We start from the raw sequence: 22793 nt of genomic DNA on the forward strand, positions 1-22793 counted from the left end.
CGACGCATCGTCATGACGGGCCTACCGACAGCACGCGGACCGCGGCGGCGCCCTGGGCGTCGGACTCGGCCAGGTCGACCTCGGCGACGATCGCCCAGTCGCGGTCGCCCTCCGGGTCGTCGAAGATCTGCCGCACCTGCCAGCGGTCCGGCTTCTGCTCGATGACGAGCAGCGCCGGGCCGCGGGCGTCGGGGCCCACGCCCAGCGAGTCGTACTCCTCGAAGTACCCCTCGATCGCATCTTCCCAGGCGGCGGCGGTGAACCCGTGCTCGCCGTCGAGCTCGCCCAGCTCGTCGTAGCGGCGCAGCGCGGACAGCTCCACCCGCCGGAACAGCGCGTTGCGCACCAGCACCCGGAAGGCCCGCACGTTGCGGGTGACGGCCGGCGGCTCGTCGCGCACGGTTTCCGCGACGGCGGAGGGGTTGCGCAGCCGCTCCCACTCGTCGATGAGGCTGGAGTCGACCTGCCGCACCAGCTCGCCGAGCCACTCGATGAGGTCAGTCAGCTCCTCGGTGCGCGCGTCCTCGGGCACCGTCTGGCGCACGGCCTTGTAGGCGTCGGCGAGGTACCGCAGGACCAGCCCCTCCGAGCGGGACAGCTGGTAGAACCCGACGTACTCAACGAACGTCATCGCCCGCTCGTACATGTCGCGCACCACGGACTTCGGCGACAGCTCGTAGTCGGCGACCCACGGGTGGCCCTGCTTGTACATGTGGTAGGCGTTGTCGAGCAGCTCCACCAGCGGCTTCGGGTGGGTGACGTCCTCGAGCAGCTCCAGGCGCTGGTCGTACTCGATGCCCTCGGCCTTCATCGCCGCGACCGCCTCGCCGCGGGCCTTGAACTGCTGCGCGGAGAGCACCTGGCGCGGGTCGTCCAGCGTGGACTCGATGACCGACAGCACGTCGAGGGCGTAGCCGGGGGCCTCCCGGTCGAGCAGCTCGATGGCGGCCAGGGCGAACGGCGACAGCGGCTGGTTGAGCGCGAAGTCCATCTGCAGGTCGACGGTGAGCCGGACCCGGCGGCCATCCTCGTCGGGTTCCGGGAGCTGTTCGACGACGCCGCCGGCCAGCAGCGCGCGGTAGATGGCGATGGCCCGGCGGATGAGCTTGCGCTGGGCGGGCGCGTCCTCGTGGTTCTGGGTCAGCAGGTGGCGCATCGCGGTGAACGCGTCGCCGGGGCGGCTGACCACGTTGAGCAGCATCGCGTGCGACACCTGGAAGCTCGACTTGAGCGGCTCCGGCTCGGCCTCGACGAGCCGGTCGAAGGTGGGCCGGCCCCAGCCGATCGAGCCCTCGGGCGGCTTCTTCTTGACCACCTTGCGGCGCTTCTTCGGGTCGTCGCCGGCCTTCGCGAGGGCCCGCTCGTTGTCGATGACGTGCTCCGGCGCCTGGACGACGACCGTGCCGACGGTGTCGAAGCCGGCCCGCCCGGCCCGCCCCGCGATCTGGTGGAACTCGCGGGCGTACAGCAGCCGGGTCCGCTGCCCGTCGTACTTCGACAGCGCCGTGAACAGCACCGTGCGGATCGGCACGTTGATGCCGACGCCGAGCGTGTCCGTGCCGCAGATGACCTTCAGCAGGCCGGCCTGCGCCAGGGTTTCCACGAGCCGGCGGTACTTCGGGAGCATCCCGGCGTGGTGAACCCCGATCCCGTGCCGGACGAGCCGGGACAGGGTCTTGCCGAAGCCGGCGGTGAACCGGAAGTTGCCGATCGCCTCGGCGATCATGTCCTTCTCGGCGCGGGTCGACACGTTGACGCTCATCAGCGCCTGCGCCCGCTCCAGGGCGGCGGCCTGGGTGAAGTGCACGATGTAGACCGGGGCCTGCCGGGTGCTCAGCAGTTCCTCGATCGTCTCGTGCAGCGGGTCCATGGAGTAGGTGAACATCAGCGGTACCGGCCGCTCGGCGTTCTTCACCACCGCGGTGGGCCGCCCGGTGCGCCGGGTCAGGTCCTCCTCGAAGCGGGTGACGTCGCCCAGTGTCGCCGACATGAGCACGAACTGGGCCTGCGGCAGCTCGATCAGCGGCACCTGCCAGGCCCAGCCCCGGTCGGGGTCGGCGTAGAAGTGGAACTCGTCCATGACGACGATGCCGACGTCGGCCCGGTCGCCGTCGCGCAGCGCGATGTTGGCCAGGATTTCCGCGGTACAGCAGATAATCGGCGCATCGGCGTTGACGCTCGCGTCGCCGGTGAGCATGCCGACGTTCTCCGCGCCGAACATCTCCACCAGCGCGAAGAACTTCTCCGACACCAGCGCCTTGATGGGCGCCGTGTAGAACGTCGTCCGGTCGGTGGCCAGCGCCGCGAAGTGCGCGCCCGCGGCCACCAGGCTCTTGCCCGACCCGGTGGGGGTGTTCAGGATGACGTTCGCCCCGGAGACGATCTCGATGAGCGACTCTTCCTGGTGGGGGTACAGGGTGAGCCCCTGGTCGCCGGCCCACTCGGCGAATGCCTCGAAGACCGCGTCGGCGTCCCCGTCGCGCGGCACCCGTGTTGCCAGATTCTTCATGTCCGCTCGTACATCAGGTCGTAGGAGGGCCGCCCGTCGCGCACGGCGCGCAGCTCGAACTTGGTCAGCGGCCGGTGCGCCGGGCGGGGCGCGAAGCCGTCGTGGCGGTTGACCAGCCCCGGGTCGGCGTCGAGGGTCTCGCGCATCGCGTGCGCGTAGCCCTCGTCGTCGGTGGCGCAGTGCAGCACACCCCCGGGCCGCAGCCGCTCCCGCAGCAGCGCCACCCGCTCGGGCACGATGAGCCGCCGCTTGTGGTGGCGCGCCTTGGGCCAGGGGTCGGGGAAGAACACGTGCACCGCGTCGAGGCTCCCGGCGGGGATGTCGTCGCGCACCAGCTCCATCGCGTCGATCGAGGCCACCCGCAGGTTGGTGAGCCCGCCGTCCTCGATCAGGTGCAGCAGGTTCGCCACCCCGGGCGTGTGCACCTCGACCGCCAGGTAGCGCCGGCCCGGGTCGGCGGCCGCCATCTGCGCCGTGGCCTCGCCCATGCCGGAGCCGATCTCGAGGACGTCGACCGGGTCGCCGGGCGCGAAGGCATACCGCGCGGCGAGGCGCTCCAGGGCGTCGAAGTGCCGACCACTGAGCCGCCCGCGGCGCGGGTGATAGGTCCGGACGATGCGAGGCGGCCGGTCGACGGTGTGCATGGGACCACAACCTTACCCGACGGCGCGGTAACCCTGGGGATAGGGCCCGAACGCGACAAGCAGCACACCGCCGCGCCGCGCTCCGGGCGCCCGGCATTTCGCGGCACTCACCACCGAAGTGCCTCCTGCGCCGCCTGGACGAGCGCCATCACGTCCGCCCCCGGGGCCGCCGAGGCGGTCGAGGTCGACGGCCACACCAGGGCGAACGTCAGCCGCGGCGCCGCGCCGGCCAGCGGCACGAAGCGCACGTCCGGCCGCCGCACGGTGTCGACCAGCAGCTGCGGCACCGGCAGCGCGCCCCGGCCCGCCGCCACCAGATCCAGCGCGGCCGCCGGGTCGTCCACGGCCTCCGGCGCCAGCCGCACCCCGTCCGGCACCGCCATGCCGCGCGGGAGCAGCAGCCGCCCGGCCCGCTCGAGGGTGAGCAGGCCCGCCGTGGACAGCGGGTCGGCGGAGGCCACCGCGAGGTGGCTGAGCGGCACGTGGAAGCGCGCGGAGCTGGCGAACCCGGGCGGGAACGGCGTGCTCATGATCGCCGCCGCGGCGTGGCCGAGGCCGAGGGCGTCGGTCGCGGCGCGCCAGCCGGCCGGCACCAGCTCCACGTCCAGCCCCGGCTTGCGCAGGGCGAGCCGGCGCGCGACCCGGGCCGCGAGCCCGCCCACGATCGGCGCATAAGCGAGGCGAATGGCGGCGGGGGCGGGCACGGCCAGGCGCGCCGCCTCGGCCGTGAAGGCCGTCGCCTGCTCGAGGACCGCGTCGGCGTGGGGCAGCAGCGCCGCCCCGGCCGGGCTCGGCACCACCTCGCGGCTCGTGCGCTCGAACAGGCGAAGCCCCAGCTCACGCTCCAGGCGGGCGACCGCCTGGCTCACCGCCGGCTGGGACAGCCCGAGGGCCTCGGCCGCGCGCGAGAACGAGCGGTGCCGCGCCACCAGCGCGAAGCACTCGATGTCCCGCAGGGCCGCCACGCCGACCAGTATCGGCCATCGGCCGCGCTTATCGATCGGGAAAACCGGCGGGCCGGCGGCCACGATCCGCGGTGTGACCACCGACTTTCCTGCCGCAACCGTCCTGGGGTACCCCCGCATCGGCCCCGGCCGCGAGCTCAAGCACGCCCTGGAGTCCTACTGGGCCGGGCGCACCGGCCGGGCCGCGCTGGAGGAGACCGCGCGCCGGCTGCGCGCGCAGACCTGGGCGCGGCTGCACGAGCTGGGCCTGCGCGCGCCGGGTGCGCTGCCGTCGAACACCTTTTCGCAGTACGACCACGTGCTCGACGCCGCCGTGGCGGTCGGCGCGGTGCCGCAGCGTTACCGGGGCGCCGCCGACCCGTACTTCGCGATGGCCCGCGGCGCGGACGGCCTGCCCCCGCTGCGCATGACGAAGTGGTTCGACACCAACTACCACTACATCGTCCCCGAGATCGGGCCGCGCACCGCGTTCGCCGCCGCCCCCGGCAAGCCGCTGGCGGAGCTCGCCGAGGCCCGGGCGCTCGGCCACGCGACCCGGCCGGTGCTGCTCGGTCCGGTGACGCTGCTGCGCCTGGCCCGGGCCGCGCCGGGCGCCCCGGGCGGGTTCAGCCCGCTGGACCGCCTCGACGACCTGCTCGACGTGTACGGCGCGCTGCTGTCCGCCCTGGCCCCGCACGCGGCCTGGGTGCAGCTGGACGAGCCGATCGCGGTCGTGGACGGCGGCTCGCCGGCGCTGCGTCACGCCTACCGCCGCCTCGCCGCCCTGACCGACCGCCCGAGGCTGCTCGTCGCCACCTACTTCGGCGACGCCGGCGACGCGCTGCCGGCCCTCGCCGTCGCGCCGGTGGACGGGATCGCGGTCGACCTGACCCATGCCGTACCGCGCAACCTGCGGCTCTTCGAGGGCCGCACGATCGTCGGCGGGGTCGTCTCCGGCCGCGACGTGTGGCGCACCGACCCCGACGCGGCGCGGGCCCTGCTCGCCGCGGCCGGCGCCACCGCGGTCGGCACGAGCTGCTCGCTGCTGCACGTGCCGTACACGCTGCGCGGCGAGCCGGCCCTGCCCGAGGGCCTGGCGTTCGCGGAGGAGAAGGTCGCCGAGGTCGTGTCCCTGGCCGCGCTCGGGCCGAAGGAGGGCCCGCTGCCGCGGCGCCCGCGGGCCGCCGGGACGCTCGGCGTGGAGTCCCGCGTCCCGTACGCCGCCCGCGAGCAGGCCCAGCGCGACCTGGGCCTGCCGCACCTGCCCGTCACCACGATCGGTTCCTTCCCGCAGACCGGTGAGCTGCGCGCGGCCCGCGCCGCCGTGGCCGCCGGCCGGCTCCCGCTCGCCGAGTACGAGTCGCGCATCGAGGCCGAGATCGCCCGCGTCGTCGCCGAGCAGGAGGCGCTGGGCCTCGACGTCCTCGTGCACGGCGAGCCGGAGCGCAACGACATGGTGCAGTACTTCGCCGAGCACCTCGACGGCTTCGCGGTCACCGGGAACGGCTGGGTGCAGTCGTACGGCTCCCGCTGCACCCGCCCGCCGATCCTGCACGGCGACGTGCGCCGCCCCGCGCCCATCACCGTGCGCTGGGCCACCCACGCGCAGTCCCTCACCGCCCGGCCGGTCAAGGGCATGCTGACCGGCCCGGTGACGATCGTCGCCTGGAGCTTCGTGCGCCCGGACCTGCCGCTGCGCGACGTCACCCTGCAGGTCGCCGACGCCGTGCGCGAGGAGGTCCGGGACCTGCAGGCCGCGGGCATCCGCATCATCCAGGTGGACGAGCCGGCCCTGCGGGAGCTGCTGCCGCTGCGCAAGGAGGAGCAGCAGGAGTACCTGGCCTGGGCCGTCGCCGCCTACCGCCGGGCCACCGCCGCCGCCGCGCCGGCCACCCAGATCCACACCCACCTGTGCTACAGCGACGCCGCCGAGGTCCTGTCCGCCATCGACGCCCTGGACGCGGACGTCACGTCGATCGAGGCGGCCCGTTCGGCGTTCGCGGTGCCGGGCTTCGACCGGGGGATCGGCCCCGGGGTGTACGACATCCACTCCCCGCGCATCCCGCAGCGCGACGAGATCGAGTCCCGCCTGCGCGCCGCCCTGGCCACCATCCACCCGTCACGACTGTGGGTGAACCCGGACTGCGGCCTGAAGACCCGCACGTACGACGAGGTGAGGGCGGCCCTGGCCAATGTCGTCGCGGCCGCCGGCGCGGTCCGCGAGTCCGTAAGGTGAGGCCATGTCCTACCCTTCACCGCTCTATCACGGTGAGTCCGGGGAGCTGTCCGCCACCTACCGTCCGGTGGGCACCCCGCCCGACTTCACCTACGCCAACGGCAACACGGTGCACTACCTGGCCACGGGCAAGACCACGAGGGGCGAGTTCGGCCTGTACCGCTGGGTGATGGGCCCGCAGCCCGCCGGCCCGGACCCGCACTTCCACCGCTCGATCTCGGAGTCGTTCTTCATCCTGAGCGGCTCGGTGCGCATCTACGACGGGAGCCGCTGGATCGACACCGAGCCGGGCGACTTCGTCCACGTCCCGCAGGGTGGCATCCACGGCTTCCGCAACGAGTCCGGCGCCCCGGCCGAGATGCTGCTGCATTTCGCGCCGGGCGCGCCGCGCGAGGCCTACTTCGAGAACCTGCCGACCCTGCAGGACATGACCGATGAGGAGCGGGCCGCCTTCATGCTGGAGCACGACACGTTCTGGACCTGACCCGCGTCCGGCCGCCCGCCGCTGGTCGGGCGGGCGGCCGGCGCGCGCCGGTCAGAAAGCCGAACGAGTTAGAAGCCGAACGAGGAGGTCAGGATCGCCCGGGCCACCGTGTGGGCGGTGAGGTTGAAGCCGACCACGTTCGGGTTGGCGCCTGGGTCGATGTCCAGGTAGTCGGTGTCCAGGGCGTGGACCACGAAGAAGTAGCGGTGCGGGGCGTCCTGCCGGGGCGGGGCCGCGCCGCCGAAGTCGCGGGTGCCGTAGTCGCTGCGGGAATGGATGGCCTCGTCCGGCATGCCGTCCTTGTCGCCGGTGCCGGCGCCCGTCGGGAGCTCGGTCACCCCGGCCGGGATGTTGTAGACGAGCCAGTGCCAGAAGCCGCCGCCGGTCGGGGCGTCCGGGTCGTAGCAGGTGACCGCGAAGCCCTTCGTGGTGGCCGGGAAGCCCGACCACGACAGGTGGGGCGAGGTGTTGCCGCGCTCATAGACCTGCGCGTCGGGCAGCGTGCCGCCGTCGGTCAGGTCCTCACTGGTCAGGCTGAACGCCGGCACCGCGGGGAGGAAGTCGTAGGGCGACGGCGGGCGCGGACGGTCGGGCATGCGCATCTCCTTGCCAGGTGTCTTCAGCTTGTCTGGGCATCCTCCTACCCAACGACCGGGCACCTCAAGTGAGGCGGTTGACGGCGAGTCCGAGCAACCACACGAGGTACGGCTGGTGCACCGGGCCGGGGCCGCGCTGCTGGAGGCTCACCACCGTCGTCCCCCGCCGGGCCACGGCCCACTGGCCCGAGGCGAAGGCTTCGTCGCCGACGCCCGGGACGGCCCGCCCGCCGCGGTGGACGCGGATGGCCAGCTCGGCGGCGGCGCCGGCGGCCACCGCGACGAGCAGCACGGCGCCGTCCTCGGCCCGGAACTCGGCGAAGGCCATCGGGCCGACCGCCACCGCGCGATCCGTCCCCGCGCCCGGCCGCACCGGGCGGCCCAGCACCCGGCCCACCTCCTCGGCGGTGACCAGTTCGGCCGGGCTCACCCGGGCCGGGCGTACGGCGGTGGCCAGCACCGGCGCGCCGGCGTGCATCGCCTGCTGGATCAGCTGGTCGGTGTTCTCGTCGCCGTAGTGGCGCGGCTGCAGCCGGGCGCTCGTGTCGACGCGCAGTTCGAGGACGCGGCGGGTCCAGCGCCGGGCGGTCAGCGTCACCACGTCGCCCGGGGCCGCCCGGCCGGCCAGGTCCGACGGGCAGGCCCAGGCCACGGTGCGGTCCCGGGTGCCGTCGTCGACCGCCAGGTAGTGCAGCCACGGGATGGCCGGGCTGTCCTCGCCCTGGCTGCGGGTCTTCCAGGTCTCCACCCACAGCACCTCGCCGGTGAGCGTGGCGGGCAGGAACACGTCCACGACGGCGGCGACGAGGGTGTAGCCGCCGTAGACGAACGGCGGCAGCCAGAACCAGGCGATGCCCAGCCGCACGAGCACCACGGCGAGCGCGAGCCCGGCGAAGGCCTTGATGAAGAGCCGAAGGGCCTTCTGGCCGTACCGCGGGAAGAGCCCGGGATAGCGCACCCGCACCCGCCGCCAGGTCCCCCCGAACGACGACCACACCCGGCGCCGGTTGCCCATCCCGAGGTCGATCACGGCGCTGCACACGCGGGTGGCGCCGACGGCGTCGCCGTAGGAGAGGTAGCGGTCCCACACCGCGACGGCGGCCGGCGGCAGGTCGGCGAAGCTCTCGTGGGCGCGCAGGAAGGTCTTCAGCCCGAGCCAGCGGGTGGCCGCGGCCCGGCCCTCGGGGGTGTCCCGCTCGCCGCGCGGCTTGCCGGCGAAGCCGCCGAGCGCGCACCACAGGATGATGACCCCGACCGCCGCGGCGCCGTAGCCGTCGGAGTGGCTGTCCTGGTGGCGGGCCTGCAGCGCGATCGCCAGGCCGAGGGCGAACGCGGGGACGGCGGCGACGATGCCCAGCGCGGCCACGACCGCGGGCGAGAAGCGGCGCCGCGACAGGCCCCGCGCGCGGGCGTCGGCCACGATCGCCGCGTTGAGCCGGCGGGTCCAGCCCTTGGCCTGCTCCTCGTCGCGGAAGGTCAGGGCGGTGAGCGGGACGTGGCCGCCGACGGCGAGGCCGCGCACCCGCTCGAAGATCATGCTCTCGTACGCGTTGAGCCCACCCGGCCGCTCCTGCCGGACGAACAGCGTGGTCTGCAGCGGGTCGTTGCCCGGCTGGCGGAACTCGAGGATCTTGCGGGCCGCGAGGTCGATCAGCGTCGACTCGGCGCCGTCCTCGGTCAGCTCCCACCGGCCGGTGATCAGGCTGACCACGGCCGGGGGCTCGTCGCCGCCGAAGTCCTGGGTGCCCGGCGGGGACGGGATCGGCCGCGGCCGGGTCAGCAGCTTCGCGGCCCAGAAGGCGACGAGCCACACCCCGAGGCCGGCGGCGACGATGCCGGCCTCGACGAGCACCACCGGGTCCAGGTCCACGGCCGGACCTTTCAGAACCGGATGTTGACGTCGGCCCGCTCGCCGGCGGCGGCCTCGAAGTACGGCCGGGCGTGGAAGCCGCCGATGCCGGCGACGATGTTCGTCGGCAGCGTCTGAGTCTTCTGGTTGTAGGTCTGCACGGCGCTGTTGTAGAACTGCCGCGCGTAGGCGATCTTCTCCTCGGTGCCGGCGAGCTCGCCCTGCAGCAGCAGGAAGTTCTGGTTCGCCTTGAGGTCGGGGTAGGCCTCGGCGAGGGCGAAGAGCCGGCCCAGCGCCTGGGTCAGCGCCCCCTCGGCCTGCGCCTGCTGGGCCGGTCCGCCGGCGGCCGAGCCCGCGGCGGCGTTGCGGGCGGCCACCACCGACTCCAGGGTGCCGCGCTCGTGGGCGGCGTACCCCTTCACCGTCTCCACCAGGTTGGGGATGAGCGAGTGGCGGCGCTTGAGCTGCACGTCGATCTGCGCCCACGACGCGTCGACCTGGGTGCGGGCCTTGACCAGCCCGTTGTACGTCGCCACCGCCCACCACAGCAGCACGATGACGACCGCGACGAGCACGCCGAGCACGATCAGAGGTGTCATGGCCGCATGGTGACCGCTGCGGGTTGCCCGGGCCCGGCCAGCGTCACCGATCCGACAGTCGGGTCCGGCATTCGGGTCCGGCAGCCGGGTCCGGCAGCCGGGTCCGGCAGCCGGGTCCGGCAGCCGGGTCCGGCAGCCGGGTCCGGCATTCGGGCATGCCCGACATGCCGGATCGGCACCGCGGAGCGCCTCACTGCGGCAGGCGGTAGCCCTCCTCGCGCCGCGCGGCCAGCCACGACTCCACGTCGTCGGCCGTCCGGGGCAGGCCGTCGGAGAGGTTGCGGGCGCCGGTCGGGGTCACCAGCACGTCGTCCTCGATGCGCACCGCGAGGCCGCGCAGCTCCTGCGGCACCAGCTCGTCCTCCGGCTGGAAGTACAGCCCGGGCTCCACCGTCAGCACGTAGCCCGCACCCAGGCTGCCCTCCCGGTACTTCTCCTTGCGCGAGCGCGCGCAGTCGTGCACGTCGAGGCCGAGCATGTGCCCGAACCCGTGCAGGGTCCAGCGCCGGTACAGGATGCTGTCGGACTTCATGGCCTCGTCGACGGTGACCGGGAGGATCCCCAGGTCGTGCAGGCCCTCGGCGAGGACGCGCATGCACGCCTGGTGCACGTCGTCGAAGTCGGCTCCGGGGCGGATCGTGTCGATGCCGGCCTGCTGGGAGCGGTGCACGAGGTCGTAGACCTGGCGCTGCAGCGGGGTGAAGGTGCCCGAGACCGGCAGCGTGCGGGTCACGTCGGCGGTGTAGAGGTTGCGGTTCTCCACGCCCATGTCCAGCAGCAGCAGCTCGCCGGGGCGGGTCTCGCCGTCGTTGCGGGTCCAGTGCAGGATCGTGCCGTGCGCGCCGGCGCCGACGATCGAGCTGTAGCCGACGTCGTTGCCGTCGTGGCGGGCCCGCAGCCAGAACAGGCCCTCGATGAGCCGCTCCCGCACCGGGCGGTCGGCCGGCAGGGCCCGGGCCGCGTCCTCGAAGCCGCGCACGGTGGCGTCGATGGCGTCCTGCAGCTGCTCGACCTCCCAGGCGTCCTTGACCAGCCGCAGCTCGGCGAGGATCGTGGCCAGGTCGGCGTCGCGCTGCGGGTCGGTGGCCCGGACCCGCCCGTCGACGGCCGGGTCGAAGCCGCGCAGGACGCGGGTGCGGCCGGGCGCGCAGTCGTCCAGCGCCGCGCCGAGCTCGTCGATGTGCGCGGTGCTCAGCTGCAGCTCGGTGGCCCGCTCGGCGAGGGTGTGCCGGCGGCCGACCCACAGCTCGCCGTGGTTGCGGTCGGTGAAGAACTCGTCGGTGTCGCGCGGGGAGCGCGGGCGCACATACAGCGTGGCGTCGCCGGACGGGCGCAGCACCAGGACGCTGTCGGGCTCGTGGGAGCCGGAGAGCCACACGTGCTCGGTGCCGGGCCGGAAGGCGTGGCTGGTGTCGTTGGAGCGGACCCGCTCCACCCCGGACGGGATGATCAGCGTCTCGCCGGGGAACGCGGCGGACAGCTCGGCCCGGCGCTTGGCGTGGTCCGGCGCCTCGGCCCGGGGCGTGACGTCCAGCCCCGCGTCGCGCCAGCCCGTCCGCATGAACTCGCGGAACCGTTCGGGGAAGTCGGGGTCGTGCGACTGGCTACCCGCCGGCTCGCCACCTGCGACGTTGCCTGTTGCATCCATGGTGGCCCCGCTTCCATCGCCGCGAATTCGTGCTCCACCTGCGACCGTACCGCGTGCGAGGATGCTTGCCATGGCGGGACTGCTCACCTTCGTCAGCGCGCGGGGCGGCGCGGCGGCGCGGCGGGACGCGATCGCCGACGCCCTCGGGCTGATGCGCCACCGCGGCCCCGACGAGGAGCGCGTCGTCGCGACCGACGACGTCGTCTTCGGCGCCGAGCGGCTCGCGGTCAACGACGCGGCCGGCGGGCGGCAGCCGGTGTCGTACCCGTCGTCCGGGATCACCGCCGGGCGGTATCTCGTCGTGCTCGACGGCGCCGTCGTCAACGCCGAGGAGCTGCGGGCCGAACTGGCCGAGGAGCGCGGCGAGCAGTTCGCCACCCGCAGCGAGGCCGAGGTCATCGCGGCCGCCTACCACCACTGGGGCCCCAGCGCCGTGAGCCGCCTGCGCGGCATGTTCGCGTTCGTCATCTGGGACTCCTCGGCCCGCCGGGCGTTCGGCGCGCGCGACCCGTTCGGCGTGAAGCCGCTGTACCAGCTGCAGACCCCGGACGGGGTGTACCTCGCGAGCGAGAAGAAGGCGCTGCTGCCCTTCGTCGCCGACCCCGCCGCGGTCGACACGGTGCGGCTGCAGCACTACCTGACCATGCAGTACGTCCCGGAGCCCGCCACCATGCACCCGGACGTGCGGCGGCTCGGGGCCGGCGAGTCGTTCGTGTATACGCCGGGCGGCCCGCTGGCGAACCGGCGCTACGGCCAGCTGACGTTCCGCCCGGCGCCCGTCGCCGACGAGGACGCGGTGATCCGCCGCATCGCCGACGCCCTGCGCGACAGCGTCCACGCCCACCTTCGGGCCGACGCGCCCGTCGGGGCCTTCCTGTCCAGCGGCATCGACTCCACCGCGATCGTCGCCCTGGCCGCCGAGCGCAACCCCGGCCTGCGCACCTACACCGTGGGTTACGACGCGGTCGGGCCGGGGGCGCAGTTCTCCGAGATCGACGTGGCCGAGCAGTCGGCGCGGGCCCTCGGCGTGCCGCTGACCGAGACCGTCGTCACCGCCGCCGACTTCATGCGCGCCCTGCCCCGCATCGTGTGGCACCTCGACGACCCGGTGGCCGACCCGGCGCTGGTGCCGCTGTTCTTCCTGGCCGAGCGGGCCGCCCAGGACGTCACCGTGGTCCTCGGCGGCGACGGCGCGGACGAGCTCTTCGGCGGCTACCCGATCTACCGGGAGCCGCTGTCGCTGTCGAGCGTGAGCCACCTGCCCGGCCAGATGCAGCGCGGCCTGCGCGCCGTGTCGCGGGTCATCCCGCAGGGCATCAAGGGCAAGAGCTTCCTGGAGCGGGGCACCACGCCGATCGAGGAGCGCTACTACGGCAACGCCCGGATCTTCACCGACGAGGAGAAGGCCGCGCTGCTGCGCCACTACGAGCCCGACGTGCGCCACACCGACGTCACCGCGCCGGTGTTCAAGGAGGCGGGGGCGCTCGACGACGTCACGACCATGCAGTACGTCGACCTCTACACCTGGCTGCGCGGCGACATCCTGGTCAAGGCCGACCGGATGACGATGGCCCACTCGCTGCAGCTGCGCACCCCGTTCCTGGACCGGGCGGTGTTCGACGTCGCCGCCACGCTGCCCAGCGAGCTCAAGGTGCCGCCGCGCTCCCAGGAGACGAAGGCGGCCCTGCGCCGGGCCCTGGCCGGGGTGGTGCCGGAGGCGATCGTGCACCGCAAGAAGCTCGGCTTCCCGGTGCCGATCCGGCCGTGGCTGCGCGGGGAGATGTACGACTGGGCCCACGGCCTGCTCGACGCCTCCGGCGCCGGCGACCTGCTCGACCTCGACGTGGTCCGCGGCCTGCTCAAGGCCCACCGCAAGAAGGAGGGCGACCACTCCCGCAAGCTGTGGACGGTGCTCGTCTTCTGCGTCTGGCACGCGGTGTTCGTCACGGGCACCATGAGGCCGGGGTATTTCCGTGGTGAGGCCGGGGCCGAGGCCCGGACCGGGCGGGAGAGCCGCCTCTAGCGTGAGCGGCGATGCTGCTCAGTTTCCGTGTCCAGAACTTCCGCTCGGTCCGCGACATCCAGGAGCTCACGCTGCTGGCCACGCCGCCCGACGCGGGCCTGCCCGCGCCCCTGCTGTTCGGGCCGGCCCTGCACGTCTCGCCGCTGGCCGGCGTCTTCGGCGCCAACGCCGCCGGCAAGTCCACCGTCCTGCGCGCCCTGGATACGCTGCGCGCCCTGACCGCCGCCGGCAGCGACGCCCGCGACGCGATCCGCCGCTTCGAGCCGTTCCGCCTCGACCCCGCGGCCCGGCTGCTGCCCACCCGGTTCGAGGCCGAGGTCCTCGCCGGCGGGGTCCGCTACGTGTGGGGCTGCACCTACAAGCAGGGCGAGATTTCCGGGGAGTGGCTGCACGCGTACGGCAACGAGCGCCGCACGATCTGGTACGAGCGCGACCGCGGCGGCGTGCGCGCCCTCCCGCGGGCCCGCCTCGACGCGCTCGCCGCCATCGTGGCCGGCGACCCGGCCGTGACCCTGCTCGCCCTCGGCGCCGACGCCGAGCACCCGCGGCTGGCCCCGGTCGCCGCCGCGTTCGCCGCCATCGTCCCGGTCCGGGTCGCCGCCGGCCCGCGCCTGGTCCGCGACCTCGAGCACCTCGCGGCCGGCTGGACCGACGAGCTGACCCTGCTGCTGGCCCGGGCCGGCCTCGGCATCGCCGGCGTCGACACCGGGGGCGACGGCGTGCGGCTGGTGCACGAGACCCGCACCGGCCCATACCCGCTCGGCGCCTACGGCGAGTCCGACGGCACCATCGCCTGGCTCGACCTGCTCGCCGCGCTGCTGCCCGCCCTCGACCGCGGCGGCGTGCTGCTCGTCGACGACCTCGACGCGCTGCTGCAACCCAGCCTGACCGCCGAGGCGCTGCGGCTGCTCGGCGATCCCCGGCTCAACCCCGCCCAGGCCCAGCTCGTCTTCACCGCCCGGGCCGTGCCGCCGACGACCGCGGAGTCGCAGCGGTGGTACGCGGTCAAGGACGCCGGCGCCACCCGCCTGTGCCGCGAGCCCGGCGGCCCCGGCCTGAGCCCCGGCGAGCTGGCCCACGAGCTGTGGCTGGCCAAGCGCCGCCCGACCGCCTGATACTGGCCCGATGACGGGCTACGGCGTGGTACTCGGCGAGGCATTGATCGATCTTCTTGAATCTACAGCGGACGGTGAGGTCGTCTATCGCCCCGCGGTCGGCGGCGCCCCGTTCAACGTCGCCGTCGGCATCGCCCGCCTCGACACCCCCGTGCACTTCCTCGGCTCGTTCGGCGACGACCCCTTCGGCGCGCGCCTGCTGGACTTCCTGGACAAGGCCGGCGTCGGCACCGCGGGCACCGTCACCGCCCCCGGCGTAACCACCACCCTGGCCGTCACCACGTTCCAGGGGCACGAGCCGTCCTTCCGCTTCTACGGCGACCCGCCGTCCTACGGCCTGCTCGACGCCCCCGACGTCGACGAGTCGCTGGTCGCCGGCGCTTCCCTGCTGTACTGCGGCTCCATGTGCCTGCTCGCCCCGCGCGTGCTGGCCGCCGCCCGCCGCGCCTGGTCCGTGCGGCGGCCCGACGGTGCGGGCCCGGTCCGCGTCTTCGACCCCAACGTCCGCCCGGTCGTCGGCGTCAACCCGGACGTCGTGGCCGAGTTCGCCGCCACCGCCGACCTGGTGAAGCTGTCCTCCGCCGACGCGACCGCCCTGTGGGGCGACTCCCCGCAGGCCGCCGCCCGGCGGCTGCTCACCCTGGGCGCCAAGGCCGTCGTGGTGACCCTGGGAGCCCAGGGTGCCCTGGTCGCCGTGGGCTCCTCGACGGTCCTGGTGCCGGCGCCCCCCATCGCCCCGCTGGACACCACCGGCGCCGGGGACGCCACCATGGCCGGCCTGAGCTGGGGCATCCTGACCCACGGCAGGCCCGCCGACCTGGGCACCTGGGCCACCCTGACCCGGGTCGCCGTGCACGTGGCCGGCCTGGTCTGCGAGTCCCCGGGCGGCGCCGTGGCCATGCCGACGGTCGCCGACCTGCGCGCCCGCTTCGTAGACTTGGCGGTGTGACGCCCGGGCGGTTCGACCGCTACGTGAGGACGAGCAAGGCGACGGCTGCGGCGGTCGCCTTGCTCATCGTCGCGCTCCGGGTCGTCGACGAGTTCGCCGTCACGCCGGACAACACCCCGGTCTGGGCCGCCGCTCTGTTCAAGCTCGTCCCGATCGTGGTCCTGTGCACCGCCTTCATCGTCTTCGGCGCCGTCTTCCGCCCCCTGCAGCAGCCCCCGCCGTCGGCGCTGCGCATCCGCGCCGGCACGTTCGTCGTGCCCGGCTCCCCGATCCTGATGGGCCGCCTGGCGATGGGCTGGGCCCTGGTCGGCACCGTCTTCCTGGACAGCGACCGGTCCCTGTCCCCCACCACCCGCATGGGCGTCAACGCCGGCGCCGCGCTGGTCATCGCCGGCGCGGCCTGGCCCCTGCTGCGCGGCCCGCGCATCGTCTTCACCCCGTCGGGCCTGAACATCCGCGCCGGCGGTCGCCGCCGCCTCGCCTGGGACGACCTGGTGCGCGTCCCGATCACCCCGCTGCCGCTGACCGTCCGCGGCCCGAGGCTCGCCCTGAGCATCCGCCGCCCGGACCGGCCCGAGCCGGGCTGGCTCCTGATCCCCCTGGACCTGCTGGCCGTCGAGCCCGTCTTCCTGGGCACGGTCGTGGAGCACTACGTGGAGCACCCGGACCGGCGCCGGGCCATCGGCACGCCGGAGGAGTACGCCCGCCTGACCGGCACCGGCTGAGCGCGCCGGGCCGCTCGCCGGCTGTCCCGCTCCCGACATGACGCCCGCGGCGCAAGCCTTTTGCAAGCGCGGCGGTGGATGCTCGTTCCCGTGACCGCTCTGCTGTTGGTGCGCCGGGTGCCCCCGGGCCGCCTGGACCTCACCCGCGCCACGGCGCAGCGGTGGAACGACGCCCTCGCCCGGGACACCACGCTGCAGTGGTGGGAGCTGGTCGACCCGGCGTCCGACGACGGGCATCCCGCGGCCGCGCTGGCCGCCGTACGACCCGGGGGTCCCGTGGTCCGGCTGGCCGGCCTGGCCATCCCGCCCGGCCGCCGCGACCGCGCCGTTCAGGTGCTGTTCGCCCTCGTGGACGCCCTGCGCGCGACCACGGCCCGTACGCTCGAAGCGGCGCCGTCCGCCGACCCCCAGGGCCTCGAGCTGCAGGACATCCTGCGCGAGGCGGGCTTCCGCCCGGGGCTGGACGGCCGGGAGGTCGTCGAGCTGTAGAGGTGGTACGGCGGGTTGGAGCTGCGCATCCTGGGCCCCCTGGAGGCGATCGGGCCCGACGGCGCCGAGGTCGACCTCGGCACCCCGAAGCAGCGCGCCGTCCTCGCCATGCTGGCCACCCAGCCCGGCCGGGTGGTCCCGGTCCAGCGCCTGATCGACGAGCTGTGGGCCGACGAGCCGCCGCAGCGCGCGCTCGCGTCCCTGCAGGCCTACGTGTCCCGCCTGCGCCGCGCCCTGGAGCCCGGCCGGTCGTCCCGCGACCGCTCGGCCGTGCTGGTCACCCGCGCCCCCGGGTACCTGCTGGCCGTCCCCGGTTCGCGGGTCGACGCGGCCCGGCTCGCCGCCGCGGTGCAGTCCCACAGGCCGGGCGACGACCCAGCCGGCCTGACCGCCGCGCTGGCGCTGTGGCGCGGCGATCCGCTGCCGGAGCTGGGGGACTCGCCGCTGGCCCAGGCGGAGCGGGCCCGGCTGCAGGAGCTGCGCTTCACGGCGATCGAGGCCCGCTCGGAGGCGCTGCTGGCGCTGGGCCGGGAGGCGGACGTCGTCTACGCCGGCGAGGCCGCCCTGGCCGAGTTCCCCTACCGCGAGCGCCTCTGGTGCCATCTCGTCCTCGCCCTGTACCGCACCGGCCGCCGGGCCGACGCGCTGGCCGCCTGTGCGCGGGCCCGCGCGCTGCTGATCCACGACCTGGGCATCGAGCCGGGCCCGGCCCTGCAACGCCTGGAATCGGACATCCTCCGCGACTCCCCCGCCCTGGGCGGGCCCGCCGGCCCGTCCGGCCTGTCCGCCCCGGCGCCCGCGCCGGCCGAGGTCCGGGCCCCGCAGGAGCCCGCCGGGCTGGTCGGCCGGGACCGGGAGCTGGCCGCGATCGACCGGATCCTCGACGCACCGGGCGGGCGCGTCCTGCTCGTGTGCGGCGGGGCGGGCATCGGCAAGTCGGCCCTGCTGCGCGAGGCCGCCGCCCGGGCCACCGCCCGCGGCTACGCCGTCGGCGCGGGCAGCGGCGTGCAGGGGCCGCGGCCGCCGGTCTTCCTCCCGTGGGCCCAGGCCCTGCGGGGCGTCGCGCAGAGCGCGGACGAGGGCGCCGTCGTGGGGGCGTTCGCGCCCTACGGGAACCTGCCGGCGGTGCTCGACCCGGCGCTCGCCGAGGTGCTGCCGCTGCCCGCCCCCGAGCGCCTCGCCGACGCCGAGCTGGCGCGGTCCCGGCTCTACCGCGGGATCGTCGACGGGCTGGGGCGGCTGTCGGCCGCCGTGCCGCTGCTGCTGATCCTCGACGACGCCCACCTCCTCGACGCCCCGTCCACCACGCTGCTGACGCTCTGCGCCCGCGCCGTCGCCGGGTCGCGGATCACGCTGGCCGTCGGGTTCCGCGCCGCCGAGGCGCCGGACGCGGTGGCCGGGCTGGCGGGGGAGGCTCATGCCGTACAGCTGCGGCTCGAAGGCCTGACGACGGCGGACGTCGCGACGCTGGCCGCGCGCCGGACCGCGACGCCGGTGGCCGCCGAGACCGTCGGCGTGCTCATGGACCGCACCGGCGGGAATCCGTTCTTCGTCGAGGAGCTGCTGCAGGTGCTCGTGGCCGAGCACGCCCTCGACGCCGAGGCGGCGCGGCGGCACGTGCCGGCCAGGGTGCAGGAGGTGCTGCGGCGGCGGCTCGCGCGGCTGCCCGAGCAGAGCCTGGCGGTGCTCGCGGTGGCGGCGGTGCTCGGGCGGGAGTTCGACGTGCCGGTGCTGCGCGAGATGACCATGACCGACGAGCTGGAGCTGTACGACGCGCTGGACACCGCGGTGGCCACCGGCATCCTCGCGGCCACCGACGACCCGGGCCGGCTGCGCTTCGCCCACGACCTGCTGCGCCAGGCCGCGTACCTCGACCAGGGCCCCCTGCGCCGCGCCCGCCTGCACGCCCGGGCCGCCGAGGCGGTGCGCCGCACCGGCGGGTCGGCGACCGCGATGGCCGCGCACCTGCGCCCGGCGCTGCCGGCGGTGCCGCCGATGCAGGCCGCGCCCGTGTTCGCGGCGGCGGCCGGGGAGGCCTACGAGCGAACCGCGCACGCCGAGGCCGCCTCGCTGCTCGCGGAGGCACTGGCGGTACTGCTCAACGCCCCGCGGTCGCAGGAGCGCGACGTGCTGGAGCTGGACCTGCGCGTCCGCCTCGCCTACGTGCACCAGTCCACCGACGAATACCTGGCCGCGCCGGTCGCCGAGCAGTACGACCTCATGGAGCCGGTGCTGCGCAGGGTGCGGCCGGTGCCGCAGATCGTGCCCGCGCTGTGGGGATACGCGTCGTACCACACCGCGGCCGGCAACCCGGGGCGGGTCGCGGACCTGGCCCGGCCCGGCGCCGAGGAGCCCTGGGCCCGGATCGTGGCCGACGTGCACGCCGGCTACGCGGCCCTGCTCGCCGCCGACCTGGCCGGGGCCCGCCGGCTGTTCGGCGCGGCGCTGGCCGCGCTGCCCGGCACCGACCTGCCGGTGTTCCCGATCATCGGCTGGGACCCGATCGCCGGCATCCTGGGGCCGGCCGCCGCCACCGAGAGCCTCATGGGTGACGCGGCGGCGGCCGAGGCGCACCTGCGGGCGGCGCGGGGCCGGCGCGGGGAGCTGTTCCAGGAGATGTACGTCAGCTACTACACGGCGATCGTGGCGGCCGACCGCCTCGACGCGGCGGCGGTGGAGCCGGCCGCGGCGGCGACCCTGGAGCTGGCCGGGCGGGGCGGGCACCCGGAGTACCGCGGCATGGCCCGCGTGCTGCTCGGCTGGGCGCGCGCCGACGAGCCCGTGCTGGCCCTCGGCGAGCGGGAGCTGGGCCCGGCGCTGTGGCGCTACCCGCGGCTGCTGCCGCTGCGCCCGGGCCTGGTGCTGGCCCTCGGGCGGCCGGCGGAGGCCGCCGCGCTGGCCACCGAGCGGCTGGCCACGCCGCTGGATGGGCTGAACCGCTTCGCCGAGCCCGACCTGCGCCGCATCCTGGGAGAGGCGAGCGGGGACCGCGGGCAGCTGACGACGGCCCTGCGGCTTGCCCGCGCACTGGGACACGTCCCGGCCGCCGAGCGCGCCGAGGCGGCCCTGGCGGCATACTAGAGCTTGCGATTTAAACAAGACGGACGTACGGTTTTCTTGGAAAGCCGCTACCCCGCGACCGCGCGCCGCCGTGCGCTGCGGAAGACTGGCGCGTGGAAACACGACTTGACGGAAGAGGAGCACACGCCGTGGCGAGCCTCGACTCCTTCGGAGCAAAGAGCCAGCTGAGCGTCGGCGACGCCAGCTACGACATTTACCGGATCGGCCAGGTCGAGGGCGCCGGGCGGCTGCCGTACAGCCTGAAGATCCTGCTGGAGAACCTGCTGCGCACCGAGGACGGCGCGAACATCACCGCCGAGCACATCCGGGCGCTCGGCGGGTGGGACGCCTCGGCCGAGCCGAGCGTCGAAATCCAGTTCACCCCGGCCCGGGTGCTGATGCAGGACTTCACCGGCGTGCCGTGCGTGGTCGACCTCGCCACCATGCGCGAGGCCGTCGTCGAGCTGGGCGGCGACCCGAAGCGGGTGAACCCGCTCGCCCCGGCCGAGCTCGTCATCGACCACTCCGTCATCGCCGACCTGTTCGGCCGCCCCGACGCCTTCGAGCGCAACGTGGAGCTGGAGTACGGGCGCAACAAGGAGCGCTACCAGTTCCTGCGCTGGGGCCAGACCGCGTTCAACGAGTTCAAGGTCGTCCCGCCGGGCACCGGCATCGTGCACCAGGTCAACATCGAGTACCTCGCCCGGGTGATCATGCCGCGTAACGGCGTCGCCTACCCGGACACGGTCGTGGGCACCGACTCGCACACCACGATGGTCAACGGCCTGGGCGTGCTCGGCTGGGGCGTCGGCGGCATCGAGGCCGAGGCCGCCATGCTCGGCCAGCCGGTGTCGATGCTCATCCCGCGGGTCGTCGGCTTCAAGCTCTCGGGCGAGCTGCCGGAGGGCACCACCGCCACCGACCTGGTGCTGGTCATCACCGAGATGCTGCGCAAGCACGGCGTGGTCGGCAAGTTCGTCGAGTTCTACGGCCCGGGCGTGAGCGCCGTGCCGCTGGCCAACCGGGCCACGATCGGCAACATGAGCCCCGAGTACGGCTCGACCGTCGCGATCTTCCCGATCGACGACGAGACCATCAAGTACCTGCGGCTGACCGGCCGCGACGAGGCCCAGGTGGCGCTGGTCGAGGCCTACGCCAAGGAGCAGGGCCTGTGGCACGACCCGGCCGCCGAGCCGGACTACTCCGAGCGCCTCGAGCTGGACCTGAGCACCATCGAGCCGTCGCTGGCGGGCCCGAAGCGGCCGCAGGACCGGGTGCCGCTCAAGAGCGCCAAGCCGCTGTTCCGTTCGGCACTGAAGGACTACGTGGGTGACGGGGTCGAGGGGCCCGCCGACGAGGCGAGCGCCGAGTCGTTCCCGGCCAGCGACCCGCCGGCCAACCACCAGACCGCCAACGGCGACCGCCCGCACGACCTCGTCTCGGCCGCGCGGGGCGCCAACGGCCGGCCCTCCAAGCCGGTCAAGGTCGAGGACTACGAGCTCGACCACGGCGCCGTCGTCATCGCCGCCATCACGTCGTGCACCAACACCTCCAACCCGCAGGTCATGATCGGCGCGGCCCTGCTGGCCCGCAACGCGGTGGAGAAGGGCCTGGCCCGCAAGCCGTGGGTGAAGACCACCCTCGCGCCGGGCTCGAAGGTGGTCACCGACTACTACGAGCGGGCCGGCCTCACGCCGTACCTGGACAAGCTCGGCTTCAACCTCGTCGGCTACGGCTGCACCACCTGCATCGGCAACTCCGGCCCGCTGCCGGAGCCGATCAGCGCGGCCGTCAACGAGCACGACCTGACCGTCGTGTCGGTGCTGTCCGGCAACCGCAACTTCGAGGGCCGGATCAACCCGGACGTGAAGATGAACTACCTGGCCTCGCCGCCGCTGGTGGTCGCCTACGCCCTCGCGGGCACCATGGACATCGACCTGACCAGCGACCCGCTGGGCACGGGCTCCGACGGGCAGCCGGTGTACCTGCGCGACATCTGGCCCGACCCGAAGGAGATCGAGGACACCATCGCCGCCGCGCTCGGCGCCGACCTGTTCTCGACCCGCTACGCCGACGTCTTCGCCGGCGACGAGCAGTGGCAGTCGCTGCCGACCCCGACCGGCGACACGTTCGACTGGGCCGGCGACTCGACCTACGTGCGCAAGCCCCCGTACTTCGAGGGCATGGCCACCGAGCCGTCCCCGGTGCGCGACATCGCCGGCGCCCGGGTGCTGGCCAAGCTCGGCGACTCGGTCACCACCGACCACATCTCGCCGGCCGGCTCCATCAAGGCCGACTCGCCCGCCGGCAAGTACCTCGCCGAGCACGGCGTGCAGCGCAAGGACTTCAACTCCTACGGCTCCCGGCGCGGCAACCACGAGGTGATGATCCGCGGCACGTTCGCCAACATCCGCCTGCGCAACCAGCTCGCGCCGGGCACCGAGGGGGGCGTGACCGTCAACCACCTCAACGGCGAGCAGACCACCATCTACGACGCCTCGGTGGCCTACGCCGAGGCCGGCGTGCCCCTGGTGATCCTGGCCGGCAAGGAGTACGGCTCCGGCTCGTCCCGCGACTGGGCGGCCAAGGGCACCGCGCTGCTGGGCGTGCGGACCGTCATCGCCGAGTCCTACGAGCGCATCCACCGCTCGAACCTCATCGGCATGGGCGTGCTCCCGCTGCAGTTCCCGGCCGGCCAGTCGGCCGACTCGCTGGGCCTGAGCGGCACCGAGACGTTCACCGTCACCGGCGTCGAGCAGCTCAACGAGGGCTCCACCCCGCGCACGGTCAAGGTGAGCACCGAAACCGGCGTGGAGTTCGACGCGGTCGTGCGCATCGACACCCCTGGCGAGGCGGACTACTACCGCCACGGCGGCATCCTGCAGTACGTCCTGCGCAAGATGATCGAGGCGTAGGGCCCGCA

16 protein-coding genes are annotated in these 22793 nt (G+C 74.4%); 9 read left to right on the top strand and 7 right to left on the bottom strand.

Annotated elements, in window-relative coordinates; all coding sequences use genetic code 11:
- Positions 1-10 precede the first annotated feature (10 nt).
- The 3 genes from AB0M46_RS14590 to AB0M46_RS14600 all read right to left on the bottom strand — a co-directional run bounded on the left by AB0M46_RS14590 (position 11) and on the right by AB0M46_RS14600 (position 4118).
- On the bottom strand, positions 11-2509 hold the full coding sequence (locus tag AB0M46_RS14590; RefSeq protein WP_363336017.1) for a DUF3516 domain-containing protein: 2499 nt from the start codon (positions 2507-2509) through the stop codon (positions 11-13).
- The gene (trmB, locus tag AB0M46_RS14595; protein WP_363336019.1) at positions 2506-3153 is read right to left on the bottom strand and encodes a tRNA (guanosine(46)-N7)-methyltransferase TrmB; all 648 of its coding nucleotides are present in this window, start codon (positions 3151-3153) and stop codon (positions 2506-2508) included. The genes AB0M46_RS14590 and trmB overlap by 4 nt, the downstream gene beginning before the upstream one ends.
- A 107-nt stretch (positions 3154-3260) precedes the next feature.
- Entirely contained in the window at positions 3261-4118 is an 858-nt protein-coding gene (locus tag AB0M46_RS14600; RefSeq protein WP_363336021.1) for a LysR family transcriptional regulator, read from the bottom strand.
- A 73-nt stretch (positions 4119-4191) separates the two neighbouring features.
- On the opposite strand from AB0M46_RS14600, the gene metE reads away from it, so the two are divergent.
- Both metE and AB0M46_RS14610 read left to right on the top strand, forming a co-directional pair.
- Positions 4192-6333 carry a 5-methyltetrahydropteroyltriglutamate--homocysteine S-methyltransferase gene (metE, locus tag AB0M46_RS14605; protein WP_363336023.1) on the top strand — a complete coding sequence of 714 codons (2142 nt, stop codon included), beginning with the start codon at positions 4192-4194 and terminating at the stop codon, positions 6331-6333.
- Positions 6334-6337: 4 nt separating this feature from the next.
- Positions 6338-6817 (top strand): cupin domain-containing protein, encoded by a 480-nt coding sequence (locus tag AB0M46_RS14610; RefSeq protein WP_363336025.1) that lies wholly within the window; start codon positions 6338-6340, stop codon positions 6815-6817.
- Between the two features lie 68 nt (positions 6818-6885).
- Here the strand turns inward: AB0M46_RS14610 and AB0M46_RS14615 are convergent, their stop codons facing one another.
- The 4 genes from AB0M46_RS14615 to AB0M46_RS14630 form a co-directional block, all read right to left on the bottom strand.
- Entirely contained in the window at positions 6886-7413 is a 528-nt protein-coding gene (locus AB0M46_RS14615) for a YbhB/YbcL family Raf kinase inhibitor-like protein (RefSeq protein WP_363336026.1), read from the bottom strand.
- Positions 7414-7477: 64 nt separating this feature from the next.
- The gene (locus AB0M46_RS14620) at positions 7478-9283 is read right to left on the bottom strand and encodes a hypothetical protein (RefSeq protein ID WP_363336028.1); all 1806 of its coding nucleotides are present in this window, start codon (positions 9281-9283) and stop codon (positions 7478-7480) included.
- Between the two features lie 11 nt (positions 9284-9294).
- Positions 9295-9861: a LemA family protein gene (locus tag AB0M46_RS14625; protein ID WP_363336030.1), complete on the bottom strand. Its 567-nt coding sequence runs from the start codon at positions 9859-9861 to the stop codon at positions 9295-9297.
- Between the two features lie 190 nt (positions 9862-10051).
- Positions 10052-11509: an aminopeptidase P family protein gene (locus AB0M46_RS14630; protein ID WP_363336032.1), complete on the bottom strand. Its 1458-nt coding sequence runs from the start codon at positions 11507-11509 to the stop codon at positions 10052-10054.
- A 70-nt stretch (positions 11510-11579) separates the two neighbouring features.
- Here AB0M46_RS14630 and asnB point away from each other — a divergent pair, with 70 nt between their 5' ends.
- The 7 genes from asnB (at position 11580) to AB0M46_RS14665 (ending at position 22785) form a co-directional block, all read left to right on the top strand.
- Positions 11580-13532, top strand: a complete 1953-nt coding sequence (gene asnB / locus AB0M46_RS14635) for an asparagine synthase (glutamine-hydrolyzing) (protein ID WP_363336034.1) — start codon at positions 11580-11582, stop codon at positions 13530-13532.
- Positions 13533-13543: 11 nt separating this feature from the next.
- Complete coding sequence (locus tag AB0M46_RS14640; RefSeq protein WP_363336036.1) at positions 13544-14647, top strand: AAA family ATPase; 1104 nt, start codon at positions 13544-13546, stop codon at positions 14645-14647.
- Between the two features lie 10 nt (positions 14648-14657).
- Positions 14658-15596: a carbohydrate kinase gene (locus AB0M46_RS14645; protein WP_363336038.1), complete on the top strand. Its 939-nt coding sequence runs from the start codon at positions 14658-14660 to the stop codon at positions 15594-15596.
- Positions 15593-16321 (top strand): hypothetical protein, encoded by a 729-nt coding sequence (locus AB0M46_RS14650; protein WP_363336039.1) that lies wholly within the window; start codon positions 15593-15595, stop codon positions 16319-16321. Before AB0M46_RS14645 ends, AB0M46_RS14650 begins: the two co-directional genes overlap by 4 nt.
- Before the next feature lie 90 nt (positions 16322-16411).
- The gene (locus AB0M46_RS14655; protein ID WP_363336041.1) at positions 16412-16810 is read left to right on the top strand and encodes a hypothetical protein; all 399 of its coding nucleotides are present in this window, start codon (positions 16412-16414) and stop codon (positions 16808-16810) included.
- 15 nt (positions 16811-16825) lie between these two features.
- Complete coding sequence (locus AB0M46_RS14660; protein WP_363336043.1) at positions 16826-19891, top strand: BTAD domain-containing putative transcriptional regulator; 3066 nt, start codon at positions 16826-16828, stop codon at positions 19889-19891.
- Between the two features lie 128 nt (positions 19892-20019).
- On the top strand, positions 20020-22785 hold the full coding sequence (locus AB0M46_RS14665) for an aconitate hydratase (RefSeq protein WP_363336045.1): 2766 nt from the start codon (positions 20020-20022) through the stop codon (positions 22783-22785).
- Positions 22786-22793: the final 8 nt, after the last annotated feature.

Source organism: Dactylosporangium sp. NPDC051485, assembly GCF_040682015.1.
Classification (GTDB): Bacteria; Actinomycetota; Actinomycetes; order Mycobacteriales; family Micromonosporaceae; genus Dactylosporangium.